This window comes from Paenibacillus graminis (genome assembly GCF_000758705.1).
In the GTDB taxonomy this organism is placed as follows: Bacteria; Bacillota; Bacilli; order Paenibacillales; family Paenibacillaceae; genus Paenibacillus_AQ; species Paenibacillus_AQ graminis.
In genome coordinates this window covers 3,102,122-3,126,878 of sequence record NZ_CP009287.1, presented here as the reverse complement: position 1 = coordinate 3,126,878, position 24,757 = coordinate 3,102,122, and the positions used below count along the sequence as shown (strand labels likewise).

Below are 24,757 nucleotides of genomic sequence, written 5' to 3'. Positions count from 1 at the left end.
AAAGGCAGCGTCCGTTTCTGTAATGGCCTAGCAGGGCACCTTCGGCTACTCTTCGCCGCGGGTTACCACGATACGGTCTTCATAAATTTCCTCCAGCGCAACACCAACGAACTTGTGCGATCTTGGAACTTTGATATCAGTCCTGCCGCCTTCACGGAGCACTCTCGCCCGGCGGGCTGCAGCAACCACCAGGGAATACTTGCTGTCTACTTTGGTCATCATTTCATCAATGGATGGATATAGCACGTAAGACACCTCTTTATCTTTTCTGTAATATGAGCTTAAGTTCTGTTGTGCCTGTCATCTCACCTTACAATGTTCGGCGATAATGATGCTTTCTATTCGCTTGCAGGCCAGATCTATCTCATCATTCACTACTGCATAATCGTAATGCCGGATCAGGCTGATCTCATCTTCCGCCACGGACATACGGTGGCTGATGACATCAGGATGTTCTGTACCGCGCCCGCGAATACGGTCCTTTAACTCGTCCATAGACGGGGGAAGCAGGAATACAAAGATGCCTTCGGGAAATTTCTCCTTGACCTTGAGTGCTCCCTGAACCTCGATTTCCAGAATAATATCTCTTCCGCTGTCGAGAGTTCTCTCCACAAAGTCACGCGGAGTACCGTAATAATTGCCTACGTACTCCGCATATTCAAGCAGCTGGTCGGCTTCGATCATGGCCGCAAACTGCTCTCTGGTCTTAAAAAAATAGTTGACTCCGTTCTCTTCACCTTCACGCGGTAAGCGTGTAGTCGCTGAAACAGAATAGACAAGCTCGGGCATCTTCGGCCGCAGTGCGGTGCATACGGTTCCTTTACCAACACCGGAAGGGCCGGATAAAATGATCAGCAATCCTCTAGACATAGTACACTCCATTTGTTGTTATTCGTCATTATCGTCATCTTTACTGGACAGGCGGTGCGCCACTGTCTCAGGCTGCACAGCCGAGAGAATGACATGATCGCTGTCCGTGATGATGACGGCCCGCGTCCGGCGGCCGTAAGTGGCATCGATCAGCATATGCCGGTCTCTTGCCTCTTGGATAATACGTTTAATTGGTGCTGATTCCGGGCTGACAATGGAAATAATACGGTTGGCCGATACAATATTTCCAAAGCCGATGTTGATTAATTTAATTGCCATGTTCCGGTTGTTCCCCCCATAGGTTACATCTTCGCTTACTTCAGGCAGCTGTCATTCCAGGTTCGCTGCTTGCTCACGTATCTTCTCCAGCTCGGCCTTCATATCCAGCGTCAGGTTCACCAGAGTGAGATAATTGCATTTGGACCCTATAGTATTCGTCTCCCTGTTCATCTCCTGAATGAGAAAATCCAGCTTGCGTCCTGCAGGCTCACTGCTCTTCAGCACAGCCTTGCATTGTTCAAAATGACTATACAGCCGGGTAAGCTCTTCATCAATATTACAGCGGTCGGCAAAGATAGCCATTTCCATTCCGAATTTATGCTCTTCAAAAGGGAACGTACCGTCATTCAGCAAGGTTAGCCGCTGCCGCAGTCTCTCGCGGTACTCGCTAACCACAACAGGAGCCAGTCCAGCCATTTCAGCATGGATCTCCTCCAAATGATTCAGCCTCCCCAGCAGGTCAGCGGCAAGAAATCCGCCTTCACGGGCGCGCATATCCATCAGGGCTTCCAGACTCCCGTTCAGCCCCTGCTCAAGGGTATCCTTGAGGTCCTGGGATGAGGCTAATGCATGTACATCTTCCTTGAGTTCCATTACACCCGGAAGAGCGAGGATGTCGCGGAGCTGAAGCTCACCGCCGATTCCAAATTCTCTACTCAGCTGCTGTGCCGACTTCAAATAAGAACGTACCGCCGAGCGGTTCAGCACCTGTGCGGAATCGGCCTCATCGGCATGCTCCCTGTTAATGATGACATCGACCCGTCCCCGTTTGATATGAGCTTGCACTTGTCTTCGCAGCATATCCTCATAAACCGTCCAATCCCGGGGCATCCGCAGCACAACTTCGCAGTAACGGTTATTCACCGATTTGACTTCGAACGTTATCTTGTAACCGCCGAATTGCAGGGATGATTGACCGTATCCGGTCATGCTAAATGACAACGGAATCACATCCATTACACTATTGTAATTGATTATTACTAGCGAAACAAGGGGGACAATTTGCGTCCTTGTTTTGCCCACACGTACTCCAGAAGCTGCACACTCATATCATAGAACATGAATGGCGTCATCAGGTATATGCCGTTAAAATGCGCAGTGGCCGCATCCAGCAGCTCTTTGGCGATCCGCACTCCCTCTGCACGCCCTGCCTCGCCTTCAAGTCCCTGCATACGGGTGCGAACCTCTGCGGAGAGTTGAATGCCGGGCACCTCATTGTGCAGATATTCGGCATTGCGTCCGCTGGCCAGCGGCATAATGCCGATAAAAATAGGAATTTCCAGATGCTCCGTAGCCTTCGCAATCCGTGCAATCAGCTCCGGATCATATACGGGCTGGGTCATAATATAATCTGCACCGGAAGCAATTTTTTTCTCCAGCCGTTCAACAGCCTTGTCCAAATGCTTGACGTTAGGGTTAAATGCAGCCCCGATTACAAAATTTGCGTTTTGCTTCAGCGGCTTGCCGGAAAAAGCGATGCCGTCATTGAGCTGCTTGATCATCCGTATAATCTCAAATGAGGTCAGATCATAAATGGAACTCGAGCCCGGCAAATCCCCGAAACGGGCCGGGTCACCTGTTACTGCGAGCACATGATCAATCCCCAGCGCATCGAACCCCATAAGATGGGACTGGGTTCCGATCAGATTGCGGTCCCGGCAGGCAACGTGGACCAGGGGCCGAAGCCCTGTGCGGGCCTGCACCAGGTGTCCCAGCGCCATGTTGCTCATCCGGGTTACGGCCAGCGAATTGTCCGCCAGGGTCAGCGCATCTGCACCTGCCTTGCGCAGTGCTTCCGCACCCCGCATGAACTTTGCAATATCGAGATCACGCGGCGGATCAAGCTCCACGATCACCGTATGGCGTTCCTTGACCAGATCAACCAGTGTCGGCTCTCTGCCGTCACGTTCCTCATCCTCTGCCAGATGCTCCTGGACCATCAGGCGCTCGGAATTTCTCTGCCCCGTTGGTTCGGGCAGGGGCTGCGGAGTATAGTCACGCAGCGCAGCAGAGATTTCGGCAATATGCTGTGGCGTTGTACCACAGCAGCCGCCGATAATCCGGGCACCCATATCCGCAAAAACCGGAGCCATCTGGCCGAAATATTCCGGCGATGCGCCATAGCGGTACTGCCCGTCCACATAATCGGCGATACCGGCATTGGGGTATATGGAAGCGGGGAGCCTGAGATTTCCCTGCAGCGATTTCAGCGCCCGCTTAATGCCGTTGGGACCAGTCCGGCAGTTGAAGCCGATAATATCCGCCCCGTCCTGCTCCAGAATATGAAAAGCCTCCGGCAGCGTTAATCCGTCGAGGGTACGCGCAGTCTCATCCACAGCAAGCTGGCAGATCACCGGCAGGTCGCTGAGTTTGCGCACGGATCTCAGCGCCAAATGCAGCTCCTCCACATCATAGAAGGTTTCCAGCAGGATGCCGTCAGGCTGCTCTTCCAGCAGCGCCGAAAATTGCTCGGCATAAAACCGCTTCAGCTCCGTGCTGGACAGATTTGCCCGTTTGCCGGCGCGGATCGAGCCCACCGCACCGACAACATAACCGGAATCACCTGCGGCACGCCGCGCAATCCGCACACCGGCACGGTTGATATCACCGACCTTGGCCTCCAGCCCGAACTTCGACAGCTTGTCATAATTGGCTGAGTACGTATTGCTCTCCAGCAGCACCGCTCCCGCTCCAATATAACTGCGGTGCACATCCTCAATAACCTCCGGAGAGGTGAGATTTAATTCTTCATAGGAGATGCCGACCGGAAAGCCTTTTTGATATAAAAAGGTTCCCATCGCCCCGTCTCCGACCAACACGTTATTCTTCCATGCAGAGCGTAAATCCGGCTTCACCGCAAGAACCTCCCCTAATCAGTCCATAGTTTCATACTAATGTAACATAAAACGGGATGGATGATAAGCTTTCGTGGACAAAAGCAGAGCCAGGGTACAACAGCATTTGCATGGCTGCGGGGGAAATGATTCATACTAGCTGAAAACACCGGTGGGAGGCCAGGTTTCATGAAGAAAAAAATCAGAAAGCGGCTGCTGAAAAAATATACGGTAATTGTGCTGCTGGCTGCACTATCCCTGCTTTATTTATATCTGGGGGACTGGATCTTCGGTTATGGGCTGGAGAATATCAGCTACATTATGAACTACTTATTGTACACTGCTTCGGAAAAGCTGGTTGCAGCCCTTATGCTGCTGAGTCTCATTATCCCGGACGCCGTGTACTTCATTCGCGGCACTCAGCCCGGCCGGGAAGCCGAGAAATAGCTTTTTAATACCGAGATGAGGATCAGAACAGCCGGTATGGCTATCATGAAGAGCGGATACACGGTATACAGCAATTTCCCTCCCTCATCCAGATGCTCGGTAAAGCTGCGGGCATCCAGCATAGAGATAAACAAAATAATCAGCGTGCAGGGATAAAGCATTTTTCGGTAAGGTATGCCGAAGAGGTCAGAAATGCCGATCAGCGCCGCAGCAAAAAACACCGAAATTTTAAAAAACACACCGATAATCAACACCATGACCACAAAAATATCCACACGTTGAATAAAGTCTGAAATCGATATTTTGCTGATCGTAGGCATCAGCGGCAGAGGCGAACGCTCCACAATATCCGCCCCGAGCACAGAGATGTTCAGAGCCATCGTAAAACTTAGCATCAGAGCGGAAACCAGCATCGCTCCAGCAATGACCCATGGTCCTTTTTTTACATTAGAGAGAAAGGGCATGAGCATGGTAAAAGCAATCATTTCGCCAAAGGGGAACATATAGTTCTGATGCAGCACTGAACGGATCACAGGTTCTACCCCATTCTCCAGCATCGGAAGAAGCCGGTTCAGATTAATAGATCCCGAGAACATCAGCATAAGGGTACTGAATATGCCGATCAGCAGAACAAGGATCAGAAAAACCATGGATGTCCGGGTTAGAACTTCAACACCTTTGTGCAGAACATAGGCGCTTGAAAGAATCATCAGCATACTGAGAATGAACAACGGGGTGTTATGCATGGTAGCCATCGCGAGCATTGTACTGCCGTCCCGCAAATCGCGGGCGGCCAGATTGATATAAAAAATAACATAGATCAACCCTACGGGGGTACCGATATATTTACCCAGCAGCTTTCGGGTATAGGCTGTAAAAGGCAGCCCAGGGTATTTTCTGTACAAATAAGCGTATCCTGCGAACAAGCCTATACCGCCCGCACAGCCAATAAGGATAGAGAGCCATGCATCCCTGCCTGCTGCCATGCCCAGATTAACGACCAGCGCCGTTCCCAGTTCAAACAGAAGGGTGATGCTGAAAAACTGGATCAGCCCGATTTTAACCGTTCCCATTCCCTCACACCTCCATCTAGTCAATACACCTGGAAGGAATTCCCCCGCATATCCGTATGTCTGATTACGGTGTCCGCATCGATTTTGATCTCGCAAGCCGCAAAAATATCCTCCCAGTGATCCTTGACCTTCTTCCAGCCGTGTGGATTTTTCCGTTCAACGGCCTCTCCGAAGCCGATATAATCACTTTCCAGCTTCCGGGCAGCGGCAATCGCCCCCTGGATTTGGCTGCGGGCCTCCTGCGTTAACTGCTCCGACAGCTTCTCCAGGACTTTGGGCGAGGTAAGGTCAAGCGAATTTGGAGATTCCTTGAGCGCCGCTTGTTGGGTGATTTTAATGTTGATCACAGGATGTTCAGGATCCTTAGCCGCTGCACCAACCGATACTTGAGATAGATACACATTGAATGCCAAATAGCCGTTATCATTTTTTATTACTACGGGAAATTCTTTAAGCTTGTTAAGCAGAAGCACTGTACCGAATGCGGTTTTTCCTTCAAGCCAGCCTTTGAGCTTATCATCCTTAAATACGGCCAATCTGGAAATCCTCAGTATCGTATGCGGAGTGATCGTTTTCAAGTTGTCATTGGAATCCGCGCGTTCTCTGCCTCCGATCGTGAAAACACCATTAATAACCGGCCCCCCTCCCCTGACCTGGATGCCTCTGATTACATCATCCACTTCCATTTTGTAATTGTAGCCAAACTGCTTCGAGGTAGTGTTCAGCTTTTCAACCAGATCGTTGGCAGGAATCTTGCTGAATACAGTCATGGTCGACATCACTTCTCTGGCCGGCTGATCCTTAGTGATAAACACCAGGCTGGTCAGCCGCATGTCGCTTTCCCTTTCCAGCACATCCAGCATATCTTTAATGCCTTCACGGGCGAATTCCTCGGAAATGACCACCACTCGGACATGCCCGAGCGACAAAAAACGTGCAGTTTGCCGCGAGGCATTCGCCAGCGCTTCAAACATCGTCCGTCCGCTTCCGGAATATAAAGCCACCGGCGAACTGCTTCTGGTCTGTTCTCCGGAGATCTCCTCCGCAACGATTACCTGAAAGGAAAGCATATATTTCTGGTCATCCGACGGCCCCCTGTCAATCCCAACTCCGGAAACGATCGCCCTCCGGTTGAGCTCGACACTGTCCCAGCAGCCGGTTATAACGAGGGGCAGCAGCATTTGCATGGCGATCAGGAGAGAGAGTCCCAGACTTTTATTGTTCATCGGGTCGGTCCCCTTCCGCCGTTTCAGGAGGGTTGTCCGCCTTGCCGATCAATGGGGCCAGCAGTTCCTCATTCCCTGTAGTCAAACGCATGAACTCCGGCTGCTCGGCACGCATTTGCCGCGGCGATTTGCGGGGAGTCATCAGCCAGACCGGGAGTCGCAGAAAGGTATCCTTCTGACCTTTGACAGACAGTGGTACAAACGGCGACAAATAGGGGATGCCGAAGGAACGCAGGCTGTTCATATGCGCCACCATTACAATCAGCCCCAGAACGATCCCATAGAAGCCAAACAACCCCGCAAGCAGAAGAAATGCAAAGCGGATAAGTCTTCCCGCAATCGCCATGTTATAGGCTGGAATTGCAAAGCTGGCAATCCCGGTCAATGCGACGACAATCACCATTATCGGTGTGATAATGCCTGCCTCAACCACAGCCGAGCCCAGAATGAGGGCACCCACAACCGAAACGGTCTGTCCGATGACACGCGGCATGCGCACACCGGCTTCGCGGAGGATCTCAAAAGCACCCTCCATCAGCAGTGCCTCGACAAAAGCCGGGAACGGCACATTCTCCCGCTGGGCCAGCAAATTAATCAGGAGTGTGGTCGGAATCATTTCATAATGGTAGGTGGTCAGTGAGATATACACGGAAGGACCCAAAATCAGAACGATAAAACTCAAATACCTTACGAGCCGCATCAAAATGGTAATATCGAATCTCTGCGAATAGTCCTCTGCCGATTGGAAAAATTGGGTGAACACTGCCGGCAGAATTAGGACAAAGGGTGTTCCGTCGACAATGATCACTACCCGCCCCTCCAGCAAATTGCCGGCAGCCACATCGGGACGCTCTGAATTATAAATCGTCGGGAATGGGGTGAAGGTTTTGTCCTGAATCAGCTCTTCGACATAACCGGATTCCAGGACTTCATCCATAGCAATCTTGCCCAGCCGTTCCCGCACCTCACTGATCAGATCTTCTCCCGCAATATCTTTTACATACATCAGCGCTACAAGGGTCTGGGTTTCACTTCCGATCTTCATGTACTCCAGACGCAGCTTGGGAGACTTGATTCTCCGGCGGATAAGGGAAATATTGGTGGCCACTGACTCCACAAAGCCATCCTTCGGGCCCCGGACAACCAGCTGGGAGGTAGGCTCGCTGACTGTGCGCCATTCGCCTCCTCTCGTAGCACAAACTATAGAGACCGCATACCCGTCAAGCAGAATAGCCGTATCGCCCGATAAAACCGCAAGCATCATCTCTTTCCACTCTTCCTTGATTTCCGCCTCTCCAATTTCCAAAGCCCGGCTCAGGATCATGGCTGGAAGCCGGCCTCCATGGCTGCCTCCTTCTTCGCTGTCCATGAACAGACTTTCCGTGTTGCCAAGGAGCGAGCCGATTACAAACTGATTGACTTCAGTCGTGTCGGCCAGACCGCTAAGGTGGACGGCAGCGGCCTGAATACGGAGAGGACCCCCTAGCTGGATCTGGCGTATGATGAGGTCAGGGCTGTTCCCAAGCTCGGACTGAATACTCGCCAGGCTCTCGGACAGTTCTAAACACAGCCCCGACAGTCTTCCGGTCTGAGATACCGTTTGATCCGTATGTGCCGCTTTGGCACTGCGCTTCCATTGACCCTTCGTCTCCATCTCAGGCCCCCTATCCAGTACTGGGTGGTATTATTTGCATTAAGTCCTGCCATTATTCGGCTGAGGTTCCACATTTGACATAACACAAGGAAGCCCTGCAGGCATTTCGCCGCAGGGCTTCCATTTCAATATTCCCAATACGCTAAGTAACAGCTTTAGAGCTCAACAGAACCCGTATAAACAACCTGTGCGGGACCCGTCATGTAGACATGATTGTCTTGTTCATTCCATTCAATAAAGAGATCGCCGCCCTTCAAGCTGATCGTTGCTGAACGGTCAGTCAGACCGTTCAGCACAGAGGAAACGAGCGTGGCGCAAGCACCGGTTCCACAGGCCAATGTAGGCCCTGCTCCGCGTTCCCAGACACGCATATCGACATGGCTGCGGTCCAGCACGGTGGCGAATTCAACGTTTACTTTTCTCGGGAACAACGGGTGGACTTCGAGCTTCGGCCCCCAGGTGGCCAGATCAAAACCTACGGCATCGTCCACATAGATTACACAGTGGGGATTGCCCATGGATACGGCAGTGAATTTGAACGCTCTTCCATCCGCCTCAATCGGCTGGTCCAGCACCGGCTCGGCATCAATGGCTACAGGAATCTGTGTTCCCGACAATACAGGCTCGCCCATATCGACCGTAACCGTCTCCACCACTCCATCCTTCACCTGCAAGCTTACCTTCTGTTCACCCGCACCAATCGTTTCAATTACTATCTGCTCTGAGCTGACCAGTCCGTGCTCATAGACATATTTGGACACACAGCGGATCGCATTGCCGCATTGCTCTGCTTCGGAGCCGTCTGAATTCATAATGCGCATCATATAATCGCCGCGTTCCGACGGAAGGATATACACCAGTCCATCGGCACCGATGCCAAAGAACCGGTTGCATAGTGTAACTGCCAGCTCAGAGGCATTCCCCGGCAGCTCCTGCTCGCCGAAAACAATAATAAAGTCATTGCCCAGGCCGTGCATTTTGGTAAATTCCATTGTGATTCCACTCCTAAAGGACGTATTGTGAACCAAGCATACCTTAAGGAATGGGTTTAAGCTATTGATTTTATGCCGAAATTTTTGTACTTTTTATCATCGTCCGCCCTCCGCTGCGGCTGCGGTTCTTCTTGCCCCCCCATACGCTGCCCGCCCCCATCAGGAAGGTAGGGATGCCTGCCATGACGAGCACCAGACACCATTCGCGGAAACTGAGCGGTACGGTCTTGAAGATTGGCTGGAGAACCGGCAGATACATCACAACCAGCATCAGCAGTATGGATGAGAGCACAGCAAGCACCAGATATTTGTTCTGGAGCGGATTGCGGTGAAACACCGAGCGGGAGCTACGGCAGTCGAAGACATGAATCAGCTGGGCCATGACTAATGTGGCAAAAGCAACCGACTGCGCCCGGATCAACTGCACGGGGCTGCTTGGGTCAATACGGAGCGTCATCCAGAAAGCGGCCAATGTGCACAGGCCGATCAGCAATCCGCGGCTGATGATTTTCCAGCCGAGGCGGCGGGCAAAGATGTTCTCCTTGGCGCCGCGGGGCTTGTGTTCCATCAAATCCTTCTCAGCCTGGTCCACGCCCAGGGCCATTGCCGGCAGCCCGTCGGTTACCAGATTAACCCAGAGAATCTGGATCGGAACCAGCGGCAGCGGCAGCCCGAGCATCATGGCGAAGAACATCGTCAAAATTTCTCCGACGTTGGAAGCGAGCAGGTAACGGATAAATTTACGGATATTCTCGTAAATGTTCCGGCCCTCCTCAATGGCCGCTACAATCGTCGAGAAATTGTCGTCGCCCAGGATGAGCGCCGACGCTTCCTTGGTTACATCCGTGCCCGTGATGCCCATGGAGATGCCGATATCCGCCGCTTTGATCGCCGGAGCATCGTTAACGCCGTCGCCGGTCATAGCCACCACATGCCCGTGACGCTGCAGGGACTTGACGATGCGCAGTTTATGCTCAGGGGAGACCCGGGCATACACGTATACATTATCCGACACCTTATCCAGAGCATCGTCGTCCATCCGTGTAAGCTGGCTGCCGGTAAGCACCGTCCCGCCGCGCTGCAGAATGCCCAACTGGTGGGCAATCGCTTCCGCTGTGGTGCCATGATCCCCGGTGATCATTACGGTCTTGATTCCAGCCCGGCGGGTGAGGCTGATGGCATCACGCACCTCACGCCGCGGCGGATCGATCATCCCGGCCAGTCCAGCGAATACCAGCTGGCTTTCCGCTTCCTTTTCGCTGCCCGCAACCTCACCTGAACGCATATCACGATAAGCCATCCCCAGCACACGCAGCGCGCCTGACGCCATTGCTTCATTAGCCTCCAGGACCTTCTGGCGCAAGGTAGGTGTGCAAGGCACGACTGCACCTTCCCACAGCATGTAGGTACAGTTGTTCAGGAGAACATCCGGCGCGCCTTTGGTGCAGATCATCCGTCCCCCGGGATGGCTCACAACCACAGACATCAGCTTTCGTTCGGAATCGAACGGAAATTCCGTCTCTCTTGCGTAGGTTACACCCAGCGACTGCGCAGTCAGTCCCATTTTTGCGGATAAGGCGACCAGCGCTCCTTCTGTCGGATCACCTTTCAGTTCCCAGACCGGCTGGCTGCCAACATCCTTGTCCGCCTCACTTACTTTTTCCTTCCCTTTGCGCTTGGCGCGCATCTCACCGGGAAACGTCTCAATGATCTCGGCATTGTTGCACAAAGCACCGATCTGGAGCATGCGCCGCAGATTTTGATCATTTTTCAGGTCAATGGGCCTGCCTTTTTCCAGCACATGTCCGCTTGGGGCATAGCCTTCACCAGTGACTTCCAGAATCCGTCCGGCATTCCACAGCCGTGTTACCGTCATCTTATTCTGGGTCAGCGTTCCCGTCTTATCGGAGCAAATGACCGATGCGCAGCCGAGGGTTTCCACTGAAGGCAGCTTGCGGACAATCGCCTTCCGCTTGATCATCCGCTGGACGCCGAGCGCAAGAGCAATGGTCACAATGGCCGGCAGCCCTTCCGGAATAGCCGCAACGGCAAGGCTCACGCCAGCCAGGAACATGGCAGCCGCAGGCTGCCCGTGCAGGATGCCTGCAATGACAACTACAATGGTCAGACCCAGCGAGACATAGATGAGAATTTTGCCGAGCTGCTCTAACCGGTGCTGCAGCGGGGTTTCCTGAGATTCGGTATTCAGAATCAGATCGGCGATTTTGCCCATCTCGGTATCCATGCCTGTTCTGACCACGATCGCCCGGCCAGTCCCCCGGGTGACCATCGTCCCCATGAAACCGATATTTTTCTGGTCGCCAAGCGGGATTTCCTCGGTATGAATCACTTCCGAATGCTTGGAGACAGGCAGCGATTCCCCGGTTAAGGCGGATTCCTCAGCGTACAGCGCACTGCACTGCAGCCAGCGGACATCTGCCGGAATCCGGTCACCGCTCTCGAGCAGCACGATGTCGCCAGGTACGAGCATTTTGGCGGGAATGTGCTCAACCCTGCCATCGCGCAGCACCTTCGCAGCCGGTGCCGAGAGCTGCTTGAGCGCTCTAAGCGATCGCTCGGCGCGGAATTCCTGCACAAATCCCAGTACCCCGTTCAGGATAATGATGGCGACAATCGTTATCGCGTCGAGATATTCACCGAGCAGGCCGGATATCAGTGTCGCCCCCATCAGCACCAGCACCATAAAATCCTTGAACTGGTTCAGCAGCAGGGTCAGCGGGGATATCGCCTTCCCTTCGGACAGCTCATTGTGGCCCTTCTCCTTCAGCCTCTGCGCGGCATCCTCTCCGCTTAGGCCCGATCCCGGATGAACGCCGAACATCTTCTGCAGTTCCTCTGCACCGAGCCGGTGCCAACTTTTTTGTTCCATATTTCTTCTTTCCCCTCCCGGTCGTTTCTTGACTTCCGGCGGCGCACAGCTTTTCCACCTGTTCATGTCCAAGTGTATTCATGGTCGTCCCAAAATATCACCTCCCTCCGGCTTCTCCTTTTGCGCAAATGTGTCAAAGTATGGCATCATAGAGAGTAGTACATTATTATCAGGCGACAGGAGAACATGATCATGGCATTAGACGGCATTGTAACCCGAGCGATCGTGCATGAGCTTCAACCCTTTATTGGTGCACGCATCGGCAAAATATATCAACCCAGCACACACGATTTGATCTTCATCCTGCGCGGCTCCGGCGGCGGCGGCAAGCTGCTGCTGTCAGCCAATCCGACCTACCCCCGGGTTCATCTGACCGACAGGAACAGCATTAATCCGGCGGAAGCGCCGATGTTCTGCATGCTGATGCGCAAGCACTGTGAAGGCGGAACTATTGAGAGCATCAGCCAGGTCGGCATGGAGCGCATCATTCATATCCAGGTGCGGACCCGGGATGAGTTAGGAGATGTATCCGCCAAAAAAATCATTATTGAGCTGATGGGCCGGCACAGCAATATCATTCTGACGGAGCTTGCGACCGGCACCATTATCGACGGCATTCATCATGTCACTCCGACGATCAGCAGCTACCGGAACGTAATGCCCGGCATCGCCTATATCGAGCCGCCGCAGCAGCATAAGCTGAACCCTCTTGACATCGGAAAAGAGGCCTTTGTGAGCCTTGCAGCGGCGGCAGAAGAAGCGGCGCTGCTGGCTGACTCCGGCGAAGAGCAGGAGCCTGAGGAGATCATCGAGGGCGAGCTGGCCGACCTCCTGAAGTCGCTGGAGGAGCCGAAGGCGGACGGCTCCGGCGGTCCCGCGCCCTCAGCCGACCCTGCCGGCTGGATGGTCCATGCCTTCAGCGGAATGAGTCCGCTGATCGCCGGAGAAATTGTGCGGCAGCGCGGCGGCGGATCTGTTACGTCCGAAGGGCTCTCAGGGAACGGGCAAGCCGATTCCACTGTATTGACTGACCATTGGACGGAAGAAATAGCGTCATTATGGCAAGCCTTCAATACGGTGCTTGAACCGGTGCGGGAATGCAGATTCTCTCCGGTATCCGGAGCAAATGCCAAAGGCAAGCCTGTCTTCTCGGCGATTCCCCTGACCCTTCCGGATGAGCATGTGAAGCACTATAGCTCCATCAGCAGCTGTCTGGAGGATTATTACGGGGATAAAGCCGAGCGCGATACGGTGAAGCAGCGGGTCAGCGACCTGATCCGCTTCCTCAGCAATGAACGCAGCAAAAACGTCAAAAAGCTGGCCAACCTGCAAAAGGACCTGGACGAAGCCCAGGATGCCGATCAATTCCGGATCTGGGGCGAGCTGCTGTTCGCTTCCCTTCATGCCGTATCCAAAGGTGACAAACAAGCCAAGCTTGTCAATTATTATGATGAGGACCAGGCGGAAATCACCATCCCGCTTGATCCGCTGCTTAACCCATCGGACAATGCGCAGCGCTATTTCAAAAAATACAACAAATACAAAAACAGCCTGCTGGTAATCAACGAACAGCTGCTCAAAACCCATGAGGAAATTGCCTACATGGAAACGCTGCTTCAGCAGTTGGCCCATGCTTCCCTGAATGATATCGAGGAAATCCGCGACGAGCTTGTGAGCCAGGGCTACCTGCGTGACCGCAGCAAAAAAGGCAAGAAAAAGAAAAAAGCCACCCGGCCCACTCTGCAGGTGTTCACTTCTTCGGAAGGCATAGACATTTATGTGGGCAAAAACAATCTGCAGAACGAATATGTTACCAACCGTCTCGCTTCGGCGAACGATACTTGGCTGCATACCAAGGACATTCCCGGCTCACATGTAGTGATCCGCAGCGAATCATTTGGCGACGCCACCCTTGAGGAAGCCGCACAGCTGGCAGCTTACTTCAGCCAGGCCAAGCAATCAAGCAGCGTCCCTGTGGACTGCACGCTGATCCGCCATGTCCGCAAGCCCAGCGGGGCAAAACCCGGCTTCGTCATATACGATCATCAAAAGACCCTATTCGTCACTCCCGACGAGGAGCGGATCAAAAGCCTGCCGAATACCCTGAAGAGTTAATGTCATCCGCAGGAATGCAGCTATAACTCTGAACGAAAGAACCTCCAGCCTAAGGCGGATTAGCATCCGTGGCTGGAGGTTCTTTATTTTGCGGTGCTTCGTGCACCGCTTGCACTTATTCAAGGGTATTTCTACCCTTGTTTCCTGTCCCCGCGCCGGGCTCGGCCCATTCAAGGGTATTTCTACCCTTGTTTCCCGCCTCGCCGCCGGGTTCGGCCCTTTCAAGGGTATTTCTACCCTTGTTTTCCGCCACGCCGCCGGTTCCGGCCCATTCAAGGGTATTTCTACCCTTGTTTTCCGCCACGCCGCCGGTTCCGGCCCATTCAAGGGTATTTCTACCCTTGTTTTCCGGCTCGCCGCCGGGCTCGGCCCATGCAAGGGTATTTCTACCCTTGTTTCCCGCCTCGTCGCCGGTTCCGGCCCATTCAAGGGTATTTCTACCCTTGTTTTCCGCACCCTAGTGCTGCTTCGGTTTATCCCGCAGCTGCTCAAGCACGTCAACAGGAACCGACACGCTGCCGATCTCACCATGGAACACAACCCCCTGGCGGGCACCGTGGAAATCAGAGCCGCCCGTGGCCAGCAGCCCGAATTCTTCGGCGAGCGCAAGGTAACGTTCTGCGTCAGCCGGGCTGTGGTCCGAATGGTAAGCCTCGATGCCGCGCAGCGCGCTGCGTTCAATAATGCTGCGGACCAGTTCATCATCCCCGTAAATACCGGGGTGGGCCAGGACCGCCGCTCCGCCGGCCTCGGCAATCCAGTCACAGGCAAGCTCCGGCGTGATGCGCGGCGGCGATATAAAAGCCGCTGCTCCTTCAGCCAGATACTTGTCAAACGCATCGCGCATGTCCACAGCTGCGCCAAGACGCACCAGTTCATCGGCAATATGCGGACGGCCCACACTCTCATCAGGCTTCAGCTCACGGCCAATCCCGGCGGTGACTTGGTCCATTGTAATCTCTATGCCCAGCGCCTGCAGTTTGGCAATAATAGCCTCGTTCCGCTGTGCGCGGGTATCCCTTTGCTCCGCAAGCCGGGATAAGAACAGCTCCTGCTGCGTATCCATGTAATACCCCAGCACATGGATTTCTTTGCCGCCGGCGCGTGTGCTGATTTCTACTCCGGGGACAACCGTGATTCCATATTTCCGTCCCGCCTCAAGCGCTTCAGCCACTCCTGCCACGGTATCATGATCCGTGATTGCCACCGCCGCGAGCCCTTTTTCATGGGCCAGCCGCACATTCTCCGCCGGAGACTGCATCCCGTCTGAAGCCAGTGTATGGGTATGCAAATCGGCTCTGCCGGCGAATCCGCCGCCTGCCTGATTTTTTAAACTGCTATTCTTCACCTTATGTTCCACCGGTTCCACCTGCCCTTCAAGTATTCCAGCTCTGGGCTGCTCCCCATTCCTCACGAAGAATTCCCATCTTAATGGCATTGTAGTACTCACCGCGCACAATCCGCGCCATGCGTACCCGGGCTTCTTCGATCATGCCGCACCTCGCGGCCAGCCTCATCATCCGGACATTGCCCGACCATGTGCCAATCCCAAGCCGGACCGTATCCAGCGAATCAAACAAATATCCCATCCACATCAGGAAGGCCTCGGTGCCATACCCGCCTGACCAGTCACGCGAGTCAAACAGCACAATCCCGATCTCGAACCAATTCGTCACCTTGGACACCCAGTATCGGCCGACCGTTCCTTTGAGTTGACCGTCAATCTCAACCACCAGGCGGCTGCGGGGTTCACCGGTATAGGTCAGCGCCAGAATCTCGGCAAATTTGGATGCAAACGTTTCATAGCTTTCCCATTCCTTCGTGCCGTAAGGGCCATTCCAGAGCAGATGCTCCCTGTCCTCGGCTTCAAACTCATAATAGTATAGGGTGCGGATGTCCTCTTCCGTCAGATCTCTCAGCGTTACCTTCTCACCCTTAAGCAAAACCGCCATACATAACCCCCGCCCGTTAAGCTATAAAAGTTGAACTTAGTTTTACATTGTGGGGGATAATCGTAACTCCGGGGAATGCTTGGACTTCCTGCCGCTGTTGCCTACAGATTTCTTCACTTGTACCGCCATTTGCGGTTGAAATCCGTAGAATGCCTATGCTGAAGATAGCGAGCTTTCCTCCGGAAAGATTTCAGGCGGACGCAACCGCTCCGTAAGTATCCAAACTTCCCCTCCGCACTTCTACCCTTTTTATGTATTTCTCAAGTTCAACTTATTTAGCCATCCGTTTTCCCTAATACCATGGGTACAAAACTGCCAGCTTCCCTACAGATCACCTGCACGGTCACGCAAAAACGTTAAAAAGGTAACCGCCGATATCGGCAGGAGCGTCGACTTCAGGTGAATTGCATAGAACTGTCTTTTAAAAGAGGCATCCGTAATATTAACGATCTTCAGCAACCCCAGCGCAACCTCATGCTTGACCGAGGACGTAGAGATAATGGTAATGCCAAGCCCCGCCTCTACCGCAGATTTCACGGCTCCCGTGCTTCCCAGCTCCATCACCACACGCATCGCCCCAGGGTCCAGCCCTTTGGCAAGCAGCTGCTCTTCCATGACCCGGCGGGTTCCCGAACCCTGCTCACGGAGTACAAAAGGATGCTGCAATGCTTCCGCAAGGGTCACCTCGTCCTTCCCGGCAAGCGGGTGCTCCCTTGGCACGATCAGCTTCAGCTCATCCCCCATGACCGGTTCAATCTCCATATCCGGATGGGATACCGGTGCCTCGATCAGGCCGAAATTCAGCTGATGCTTGTGAATCTCCTCCAGCAGCTGCGAGGTATTCATAACCTTCATCATGATTGAGATATGCGGATAAGCCTTGCCGAACGGACCGAGCAGGCGCGGCAGCACATACTCCCCGATCGTCAGGCTCGCTCCCAGCAGCAGGCGCCCCTCAAGCATATGGGTAAACGCCGCCATTGCCTGATCGGTCTCCCTCATCAGCTGGATGCTGCGCAGGGCAAACGGCAGCAGGGTGCGGCCGGCCTCGGAGAGCATAATTTTTTTGCTGGAACGGTCAAACAGTTTGGCTCCGAAATAATCCTCCAGCGCCTGGACCTGCATCGTCACTGCCGGCTGCGTCATATGCAGCGTCTGTGCTGCGGCCGAGAAGCTCCCGCGCTCGGAAACAGTATAAAAGATATGAAGCTGGTGAAAATTCATACGCTCAGGACTCCTTCATAAAATTCAAAAAAAACATGCAGCCTTCCGCCGCATGCCTTCTCTGCAACTGTGTGCTTGTTACTTGCGTCTGCGGCGTTTTTTCATCAGCTTCATACGGCGGGAATGACGCAGCCATGAGAAGTAGGCCCGCAGATCACGCAGCTGTGGAGTCGCGGAAATATTACCGAGAAAGGTAACCACCACCATCACATACAGCGGATGTCCCGAAAGTGTGGTCACGCCCTCCAGCTCCTTGAACTCGGCCACAATGGAGGTGTCGTTATCGATCAGGTAAGCATTGTACTCACTTTGGGAGTACGGCCTTACCCGGTTCTGCCTCACGCACTGCCATATCCATGCACCAATATCTGCATCCATGCCGTCTTCCTTATTAATCCGGTCAGCAAAACGGCTTCTCGCATGTGGTGTTATGACAATATCAGCCACCCTGTATTCATTCAGCATGATGTGGAAGGGCTCGTACACCCCCCACGTTTCCATCCCCTTGCCATGCATTTTTCATCACACTCCACTGAAAGGGTCTTGGCATGCTCTTATTGTTGTCAATATTACCGCATTGACGTTTGTTGTTCAAGCATGTCGAACGTTCCCTTACGGAATCAAGCAGATTTGCTTGCAGAGAGATCCCTGTCATCCACAAAGCTGCTGCCTTTGATCATTTTACATTTTTTCTTGAGCCTTGCCGCCTCGCCCGAAAGGTCCTCGATAGAATCGAAATGACGGTAGCGGTTAGTTACAACGGCTATCAAGATGGAGACCAGCGGAATTTCCTCTACTGCGCCTGTACGGCTCTCGGTCAGCACATAATGCTGCAGCAAATGGCCGGGCTGATAAAACGCCTCCAGGATCCTGTCAAACTCAGCTATATGTTGTTCCTGCAGTACTCCTCATAACGATAATCACCGATAAAAATAATGAAGTCATCTCCCCCGATGCGACCCAAAAAACCCTCCAGCCGCAGGGGGCAATGCTTCAGAATCTCTGCTGTGGCCTGAAGCATCCGGTCGCCTTCACCAGCAGTGAACCATCCATAATCAGTTCGATGGAGCAGCCCATGTACAGCGTGAAGCCGTACAATGTACCGATCTGCTGATAAAGCGAATCCTCATAATCTGCGCCACCGGCTGTCCGGTGTCTGTCACTGCCACACCCTGCAGCCGAGGATTGCTTATTAAAAATATGGTCCACATAAGCGCACTTGTGATGAAGGGAGGTCTCGGGAATTTGTTCAGCAATTTCACCAATCTGAAGAAACATGCTTGTAGCCTCCTCCAGCGGAAAGTTGTGGCGAATCCGGCGGAAAAGCTCCCTGTACAGGCAAGTATCCGGGTCTTCCGAACGCGTAGCCTGGCCGAATTCAATACCGGCCATCTGCAAGTACAGCAGTTCCTCCTCTGTCTCGTTGCCTTCGGCAATGACCCGGGTCGCAGAACGGCTGGCATACTCGCTGATCAGCTCCAAAAGCTCCTGCTGCTCGCGGTTGCTGTGTATTCCCCGGATCAGGGACTTGTCCAGCTTGATGAATTCCGGCTTCAGTTATACCAGAGTCTTAAGACTGGTTGCCTTCCATTGATGTGCTGTAGATATTGGGGGGCTGCCAATAGCTTTTGGGTCCATGTCATTCTTTTGGTCATTAGGTCACCTGCATGCTTTTACTAGTGAATTTTGTCACTCTCTTGCCAGCATATAGCGCAAGTATTAAGCAGTGATAAAATAGATGCAGAACAGGCCGTTTTTCGCCCATTTTTGAAACTTTATAGTATTCAGCAACCATATTTGCCCGAGTAGAAAACGGCTGCGCCGTCCTTATAAGGAGGGTACCCGCTTCAGCGAGAAATAGAAGGATAATCTATAGCGCGAAGCATAAAAATTATATTTGAACAAACCGGCCGCGCCGTCCTTCACTTCACTGGACAGAGCAGCCGTCTTGGATTTCAGTCTGTATAGAGTGAACTTAAAAATCTAACTTGATGTTATGGCGATCCCCTTGGTTCACAAGGTATTTACAGTCATCCTGCTACAATTCTTAAGTTCAACTTATCTAGCTTACCTTGAGGACAACTACTCATGAATCATACGGCAATTCCAAGTGGAGAAAGGGCAGCTAATTTCCTTGAATCCCCTGTTCTCCGCAGATGAGGTGGAAAAAGGTTAACTAATTCAGCTCATTATGCTCCTGACAGAGTAATATGACCCATTTAAGTTTCCTTTTTCCACTTAAATCATATTATTTTTGAATTTTCGGTAAAATAAGTTCCCTTTTTCCACCTAGCGCTTGCGAAGAAACCATTGAGCAGGCGCTAGGTGGAAATGAGGATTTCTAGTATAGACCGACTGATGCCTCAACTTTATAGTTTCGAAGATACGGCAACCGGCCTGCGCCAGCTTCAACAAAGGCATTTCCTGCCGTTGTTTCCGGCCCAACCGGCCTGCCGCACTCCCGCCCGCATCGCGTAGTTAGGACAACTATTGTTGACTATGCGATTTTGACTATACGATTTTGACTATGTGATTTCATGCGGGGTATACGCCGAAGGCTTCTTCACTGTTGTTCCAGGTTCTACGCAGCTTCCATGGCCTTCGTCTCTCTCACCAACTAGATAACGTGCCTCTGGGCACGCCTACACCCAAAAAAAAGCAGATGCCCAAGGCACCCGCTTCATCTTCAATGACCAGAATCTACAAACCATAGTAACGGGACTTGTCCGGTCCGTTACTGGTGTATTCCGTCTTCAGCTCATTCCGGTAAGATCTTTCAATCTTGCGCACGTAAGACAGTCTGCGGACGTTCTTCATCACTTCCTCGGCACGTTCCGCGTTCACATACATGACGGCGTAATGCATCTTTCGGGAAACATAATGCAAAGTCCCGTATTTCTCCAGATTGCGTGCCGCCTTAACATCACTTACCCATACAATATATCCTGTACGTTCCGCAAACATCAGCTTTTCGCCTCTCTTTCTCTTGCCCTTATCAGGAGCCTATCCGCAGGAGCACTTGCCTCCGCTGCCGCATCCTCCGCCCTTGGGGGACGGGTCATTGCTTGGCACCTTTATGCTGTCCGATACGGAAAAAGCAATTGTTTCGGACATCGAATGCAGCATATCATCCAGAGTTTTTTCCGCCAGCTTAAAGCGGACAACCTCCTCGAAGCGCTCAAGCTCCTGCTCGACTGCTGCCACTTCATCCTTAGCTGAATGATAGTTGGGATGAAAATGTCCGAACCGCTTTGTCTCCTCAAACAGCTCCTTTTTGCTCTGCAGCCGTTTGACCATGGCCTGGATTTCAGGGTTGGCGTCAACCCGTCCTTTCCAGTATAAGTAATCCGACACTTCAGCGGATTGATTAATCATATCACCTAATTCATAGGCGTATGTCAGTACTTCGGCCATATCAACCGTATTCAATTCCGCTACGCTCATGAACTTCAACTCGTTTCTGCGTTAATATTCTACCGCATATCGTAGACTCTCCTATCATAACATACCCTCCCGCCTAAGCAGAAGAGGAATTTCTCCGCATTTTGGGAATCATGAGCTGCATTTCCTGCCAATCCCCCGCACTCAGCCGGGCCTCTTGCACACGGTCAGGCCTCGCCAGCAGCAGTGTACCCTGCACTTCCCATGGATTGCGGCTGATTCGGGCAGGAATGAATTCACAGACCTCACCCTCCATAGACAAACGGACCTTCACTCCCCACTCCACAGCCTGTTCCATTACCTTCTGGGCAGTAGTGGCGTGATATTTCCGCCACTGCTTGATCCACATCTGCGGCACAGCCGCAAGGCCGGAGAGCACCGCCTCTTCGGAGGCATGCAGATTCAAAGGGATCAATGGCGGCACTGGCGCAAAAGCAAACAGTCCAGTTTCATGCCCATGAACCGGCAGAGTATAAGCTGAGAAATCCACCATCCCGCTTCCGTTAAGCAACGGCCAACCACTTCCCGGCTCCGCTTTCTGGCCTGCAATCCTCTTAGGGGGAGCCAATCCGGCTGCTCCCAGCTCCTTGCGCACGGCCTCCACGTCCTCCATGCGGACGATGAAATGCTGCGGTCCGATACGGGCAAGCAGCCCCGACAACCGGGGGTGGGCAGCGATATCATTCCCGTCTGCTTCAGACCGGCAGGCCAGCAAGATGACCTCAGCCAGCTCCGTCCTCCCGATTCCTTTGCCCCACTGCCTCAAAGACAGCTCCACCTGAGCCGGGAGTCCGCCCTGGGCATGGTCCGCAAGCCACGAAATCACAGTTTCCGGAGACAATCCTTGCTCAGCTGCAGATTCCAGCTTCTCCCGGGTCAGCCGGTAGCTCCACAGATCGTCGCTATGCTGAAGCTCTGCACACCCCGCGAGTAACCAGCGGTGGCTGTAAGGACACTCCGCAGGGACCAGCACCTCGAAATCCGGCTGGACGATGAACCCCGGGGAGTCAGAAGCTGGACGTATTTCATCTTGCTGCGGCAGATTCTCCTGATCAAAGCTTTCCTCCGTTTCATCTGAAGGTTCCTGGATGTCTAAACTCCGGCTAGAGAACGCAGCAGCCTCGTATAGAGGAAACTGTGGCCGGGCCGTGGTCCAGCGGAAACAAACCGATCCGTCCTCCGTCCTCCCCAGCTCACACCAGCCGAACGCGGCCAGCCCCGCAAGCCAGATCCGCGCTGAAGCTTCCAGCGCTGCAGTCCCTTGATCCCGGACCAGTCCCGCTCCCAGCATCCGTTCCAGAATATCCCGCAGGGCAAACCACATCCCGGATGGATAATCGGCTGAGGAGACAATATAGCGGAAGTGCTGCCCGGCAGGGTCGGGCTGGCCGTAACGGCTCAGCACCAAACCGTAAAGCAGGCTTGACATCTGCTTCCCGGAGAGCTGCAGCCAGCTTTCCAGCACCCGGGTTTCCAGCAGAAATGCCGAATCCCCCCGGCGGACCAGTCCCAGGCACAGCAGCAAATCGAGTATCACCATCACGGGCAGCGGGAACGGATACACCTCCTGCCGGGCTGCAGGGAACAGACCTTTTATTTGTTCCCCCGGCAGCGTAAGGCCGGCGGCCAGCCGGTTGATGTTCTTTTTGTGGATAGCCCCTTTTGCCGTCAGGGGCAACCCTTCTTCAGCAATGAAGGCCAGCGCTCGAAACAATTCCCCGGACAGTTCGGGGCCTGCTTCTTCGTCCATTGCAGTCACCTCTACCGCCTGTACAGGTACACGCGGGAACAATATGCGCTGAAGCGAAGGCAAATGTTTCTCGGGAATTTGATACAGCCTCTCGCCCCACAATTTCTGCCGCAGCTCCAGCAGTCCGGCCTCCCGCAGCTCCAGCAGTGCCAGCTGCAGCTCTGCCCGGCAGAGCGCTTCTGGACAAAGCTGCTCAGCCTGTGCTTCGCCAAAGGGCCTGGCGGCGCAGGCCTTGATGATCTTTTGCAGCACCAGCATCGCTTCCGCTGTTAAACCATTCATAGGGTGGCCTCCTCCGGTTGGGCGGTCTGTACGGCATATTCATAGCCCTGCTCAGTCAGAAACAGACGGCGGCGCAGAGCGAAATCCTGCTCCCTGCTGTCCCCGGACACCAGAGTATAGAAGTACGCTTTGTTCTCTCCCGGCTTCGGCCGGAGGATACGTCCCAGACGCTGGGCCTCCTCTTGCCGTGAACCGTAAGCACCGGACACCTCGATAGCTACGGAAGCATCAGGCAGATTCACGGCAAAGTTCGCCACCTTGGATACCACCAGCAGCCGTATTGTCCCCTCGTTAAAAGCAGCATACAGCCCGCTTCGCTCCTGCTGGGAAGTCTTGCCCGTAATCAGCGGCGCACCCAGGCTTGCCGCCAGCTGCTCCAGCTGGTCCAGATACTGTCCGATGACCAGTACTGCTGCCCCAGGGTGGGCTGCTATGATCCTTGCCGCAGCCCCAGCCTTGGCCGGATTGCCTGCTGCAACCCGGAACTGCTCTTTTTCCCCGGCATACATATACTTGTGCCTGATTTCGGTGTCCATGGGCACAACGACCTCGATGCAGTCGACTGCCGCAATCCAGCCCTGCTTCTCCAGCACCTTCCAGGGCAGTTCATAGCATTTGGGGCCGATCAGCGAGAATACGTCATCTTCCCGCCCGTCCTCTCTAACCAGTGTAGCCGTCAGTCCAAGCCGCCGGGTGGCCTGAATATCCGCAGTGGCTCTGAACACCGGAGCCGGAAGCAGATGCACCTCGTCGTAAATAATAAGCCCCCAATTCCGTTCATTGAACAGATTCATATGGCCGAAGGGGCCTCCCTTGGAACGCCGGTGCGTCAAAATCTGATAGGTGGCCACCGTTATCGGGCGGACCTGCCTCTTCATACCACTGTATTCTCCTACGGATTTTTCATCCAGCCCCGTCCTCTTCAGCAGTTCTGCCCTCCACTGTGCAACCGAGGTGGCATTCGAAGTGAGGATCAGTGTTTCGCACTGCAGGCTTTCCAGCACCGCCAGACCCACAAGCGTTTTGCCCGCCCCGCAGGGCAGGACCACTACGCCGCTTCCTCCGCTTCCGCCGATTCTCCCGAATCGGCGGACGGCTTCCTCCTGATAGTCCCTTAGGCCAACGAACTCCCCGGATGCTGCTCCGCTTCCTGCTGCCTTTTTCCAAGGCACGTTCAGCGCCTGCCCGTCCCGGTAGCCCGCGTAATCCAGGACCGGGAACCCCAGCCTCGTCAGCTCCTGCTTCAGCAGACCCCGTTGTTCAGACGGACACTGGCATTCCAGGGAAGCCGTCCTTTTCAGGCCCAGCCCTTGCAAAGCAGCCTGCTCTGCCAATTCATCGAGCAGCACAGGATTGTCGGCACGCAGGACCATCAGCGAACCGCCGGCCGCACCGGAATGCAGTTCCAGTCTTCCGTAACGTGAGACCAGCTGTCTGACCTCTTCCTCAAGGCCGGCGGGTATGCCACAGCGCGAAAGTAAGCTTAATACTGCCAGGATCTCCTGTACTGTTTTGCCGGCAGCCGCTGCGTTCCAGAGGGATAGATGGGTTATCCGGTAAGTGTGGTAGGCAGGAGGGCTTTTTACCAGTTCGGCAAAGTCAGCCAGAGCCGTCCGGGCCGCCTCGAAGCCAGGGTGTCCGCATTCCAGCAGGATCGTCCGGTCTTTACGGATGATACATGCTCCTTTTCCGCTTCCGTTCATCTCAAAAACCTCCAATATGTTAGGC

At 53.7% G+C, this 24,757-nt stretch carries 22 protein-coding genes; 2 read left to right on the top strand and 20 right to left on the bottom strand.

Going from position 1 to position 24,757, the window contains the following annotated elements; all coding sequences use genetic code 11:
- Window positions 1-45: 45 nt before the first annotated feature.
- Genes rpoZ through PGRAT_RS12855 form a run of 5 tightly spaced genes read right to left on the bottom strand, consistent with a single transcriptional unit; the run spans window position 46 to window position 4,004 of the window.
- Entirely contained in the window at window positions 46-246 is a 201-nt protein-coding gene (gene rpoZ, locus PGRAT_RS12875) for a DNA-directed RNA polymerase subunit omega (protein ID WP_025704316.1), read from the bottom strand.
- Between the two features lie 54 nt (window positions 247-300).
- The gene (gene gmk, locus PGRAT_RS12870; RefSeq protein WP_025704315.1) at window positions 301-870 is read right to left on the bottom strand and encodes a guanylate kinase; all 570 of its coding nucleotides are present in this window, start codon (window positions 868-870) and stop codon (window positions 301-303) included.
- 18 nt (window positions 871-888) lie between these two features.
- Window positions 889-1,149 (bottom strand): extracellular matrix/biofilm regulator RemA, encoded by a 261-nt coding sequence (remA, locus tag PGRAT_RS12865; RefSeq protein WP_006209218.1) that lies wholly within the window; start codon window positions 1,147-1,149, stop codon window positions 889-891.
- 51 nt (window positions 1,150-1,200) lie between these two features.
- Window positions 1,201-2,091, bottom strand: a complete 891-nt coding sequence (locus PGRAT_RS12860; protein ID WP_025704314.1) for a YicC/YloC family endoribonuclease — start codon at window positions 2,089-2,091, stop codon at window positions 1,201-1,203.
- Window positions 2,092-2,129: 38 nt separating this feature from the next.
- Window positions 2,130-4,004, bottom strand: a complete 1,875-nt coding sequence (locus tag PGRAT_RS12855; RefSeq protein ID WP_025704313.1) for a bifunctional homocysteine S-methyltransferase/methylenetetrahydrofolate reductase — start codon at window positions 4,002-4,004, stop codon at window positions 2,130-2,132.
- A 168-nt stretch (window positions 4,005-4,172) separates the two neighbouring features.
- On the opposite strand from PGRAT_RS12855, the gene PGRAT_RS12850 reads away from it, so the two are divergent.
- On the top strand, window positions 4,173-4,430 hold the full coding sequence (locus tag PGRAT_RS12850; RefSeq protein ID WP_025704312.1) for a hypothetical protein: 258 nt from the start codon (window positions 4,173-4,175) through the stop codon (window positions 4,428-4,430).
- Here the strand turns inward: PGRAT_RS12850 and PGRAT_RS12845 are convergent.
- From PGRAT_RS12845 to PGRAT_RS12825, 5 genes are all read right to left on the bottom strand, one after another.
- A complete protein-coding gene (locus PGRAT_RS12845) occupies window positions 4,403-5,503 on the bottom strand; it encodes a GerAB/ArcD/ProY family transporter (RefSeq protein ID WP_025704311.1) in 1,101 nt (366 codons plus the stop codon). The genes PGRAT_RS12850 and PGRAT_RS12845 overlap by 28 nt on opposite strands.
- 20 nt (window positions 5,504-5,523) lie before the next feature.
- The gene (locus PGRAT_RS12840) at window positions 5,524-6,729 is read right to left on the bottom strand and encodes a Ger(x)C family spore germination protein (RefSeq protein ID WP_025704310.1); all 1,206 of its coding nucleotides are present in this window, start codon (window positions 6,727-6,729) and stop codon (window positions 5,524-5,526) included.
- A complete protein-coding gene (locus PGRAT_RS12835) occupies window positions 6,719-8,383 on the bottom strand; it encodes a spore germination protein (protein WP_025704309.1) in 1,665 nt (554 codons plus the stop codon). Before PGRAT_RS12835 ends, PGRAT_RS12840 begins: the two co-directional genes overlap by 11 nt.
- Window positions 8,384-8,538: 155 nt before the next feature.
- Window positions 8,539-9,375, bottom strand: a complete 837-nt coding sequence (dapF, locus tag PGRAT_RS12830) for a diaminopimelate epimerase (protein WP_025704308.1) — start codon at window positions 9,373-9,375, stop codon at window positions 8,539-8,541.
- Window positions 9,376-9,445: 70 nt separating this feature from the next.
- Window positions 9,446-12,265, bottom strand: a complete 2,820-nt coding sequence (locus PGRAT_RS12825) for a calcium-translocating P-type ATPase, SERCA-type (protein ID WP_042266705.1) — start codon at window positions 12,263-12,265, stop codon at window positions 9,446-9,448.
- Window positions 12,266-12,457: 192 nt separating this feature from the next.
- Here PGRAT_RS12825 and PGRAT_RS12820 point away from each other — a divergent pair, with 192 nt between their 5' ends.
- Window positions 12,458-14,380: an Rqc2 family fibronectin-binding protein gene (locus tag PGRAT_RS12820; protein ID WP_025705663.1), complete on the top strand. Its 1,923-nt coding sequence runs from the start codon at window positions 12,458-12,460 to the stop codon at window positions 14,378-14,380.
- Between the two features lie 457 nt (window positions 14,381-14,837).
- Here PGRAT_RS12820 and PGRAT_RS12810 read toward each other — a convergent pair whose 3' ends face one another.
- The 10 genes from PGRAT_RS12810 to PGRAT_RS12765 all read right to left on the bottom strand — a co-directional run bounded on the left by PGRAT_RS12810 (window position 14,838) and on the right by PGRAT_RS12765 (window position 24,732).
- On the bottom strand, window positions 14,838-15,728 hold the full coding sequence (locus tag PGRAT_RS12810) for a PHP domain-containing protein (protein WP_042268041.1): 891 nt from the start codon (window positions 15,726-15,728) through the stop codon (window positions 14,838-14,840).
- 28 nt (window positions 15,729-15,756) lie between these two features.
- Window positions 15,757-16,332: a GNAT family N-acetyltransferase gene (locus PGRAT_RS12805; RefSeq protein WP_025705661.1), complete on the bottom strand. Its 576-nt coding sequence runs from the start codon at window positions 16,330-16,332 to the stop codon at window positions 15,757-15,759.
- Between the two features lie 324 nt (window positions 16,333-16,656).
- Window positions 16,657-17,556: a LysR family transcriptional regulator gene (locus tag PGRAT_RS12800; protein WP_042266700.1), complete on the bottom strand. Its 900-nt coding sequence runs from the start codon at window positions 17,554-17,556 to the stop codon at window positions 16,657-16,659.
- 78 nt (window positions 17,557-17,634) lie between these two features.
- The gene (locus PGRAT_RS12795) at window positions 17,635-18,072 is read right to left on the bottom strand and encodes a hypothetical protein (protein ID WP_025705419.1); all 438 of its coding nucleotides are present in this window, start codon (window positions 18,070-18,072) and stop codon (window positions 17,635-17,637) included.
- Between the two features lie 104 nt (window positions 18,073-18,176).
- Entirely contained in the window at window positions 18,177-18,395 is a 219-nt protein-coding gene (locus tag PGRAT_RS31600; protein WP_025705418.1) for a hypothetical protein, read from the bottom strand.
- A gap of 154 nt (window positions 18,396-18,549) precedes the next feature.
- Entirely contained in the window at window positions 18,550-19,068 is a 519-nt protein-coding gene (locus tag PGRAT_RS34320) for a hypothetical protein (protein WP_238326791.1), read from the bottom strand.
- Window positions 19,069-20,256: 1,188 nt separating this feature from the next.
- A complete protein-coding gene (locus PGRAT_RS12780; protein WP_020432997.1) occupies window positions 20,257-20,520 on the bottom strand; it encodes a YlbG family protein in 264 nt (87 codons plus the stop codon).
- Window positions 20,521-20,559: 39 nt separating this feature from the next.
- Window positions 20,560-21,000, bottom strand: a complete 441-nt coding sequence (locus tag PGRAT_RS12775) for a YlbF/YmcA family competence regulator (protein WP_025705416.1) — start codon at window positions 20,998-21,000, stop codon at window positions 20,560-20,562.
- Window positions 21,001-21,073: 73 nt separating this feature from the next.
- Window positions 21,074-23,029, bottom strand: a complete 1,956-nt coding sequence (locus tag PGRAT_RS12770; RefSeq protein WP_042266697.1) for a helicase-associated domain-containing protein — start codon at window positions 23,027-23,029, stop codon at window positions 21,074-21,076.
- On the bottom strand, window positions 23,026-24,732 hold the full coding sequence (locus PGRAT_RS12765; RefSeq protein WP_025704865.1) for a DNA repair helicase XPB: 1,707 nt from the start codon (window positions 24,730-24,732) through the stop codon (window positions 23,026-23,028). The genes PGRAT_RS12770 and PGRAT_RS12765 overlap by 4 nt, the downstream gene beginning before the upstream one ends.
- Window positions 24,733-24,757 lie beyond the last annotated feature (25 nt).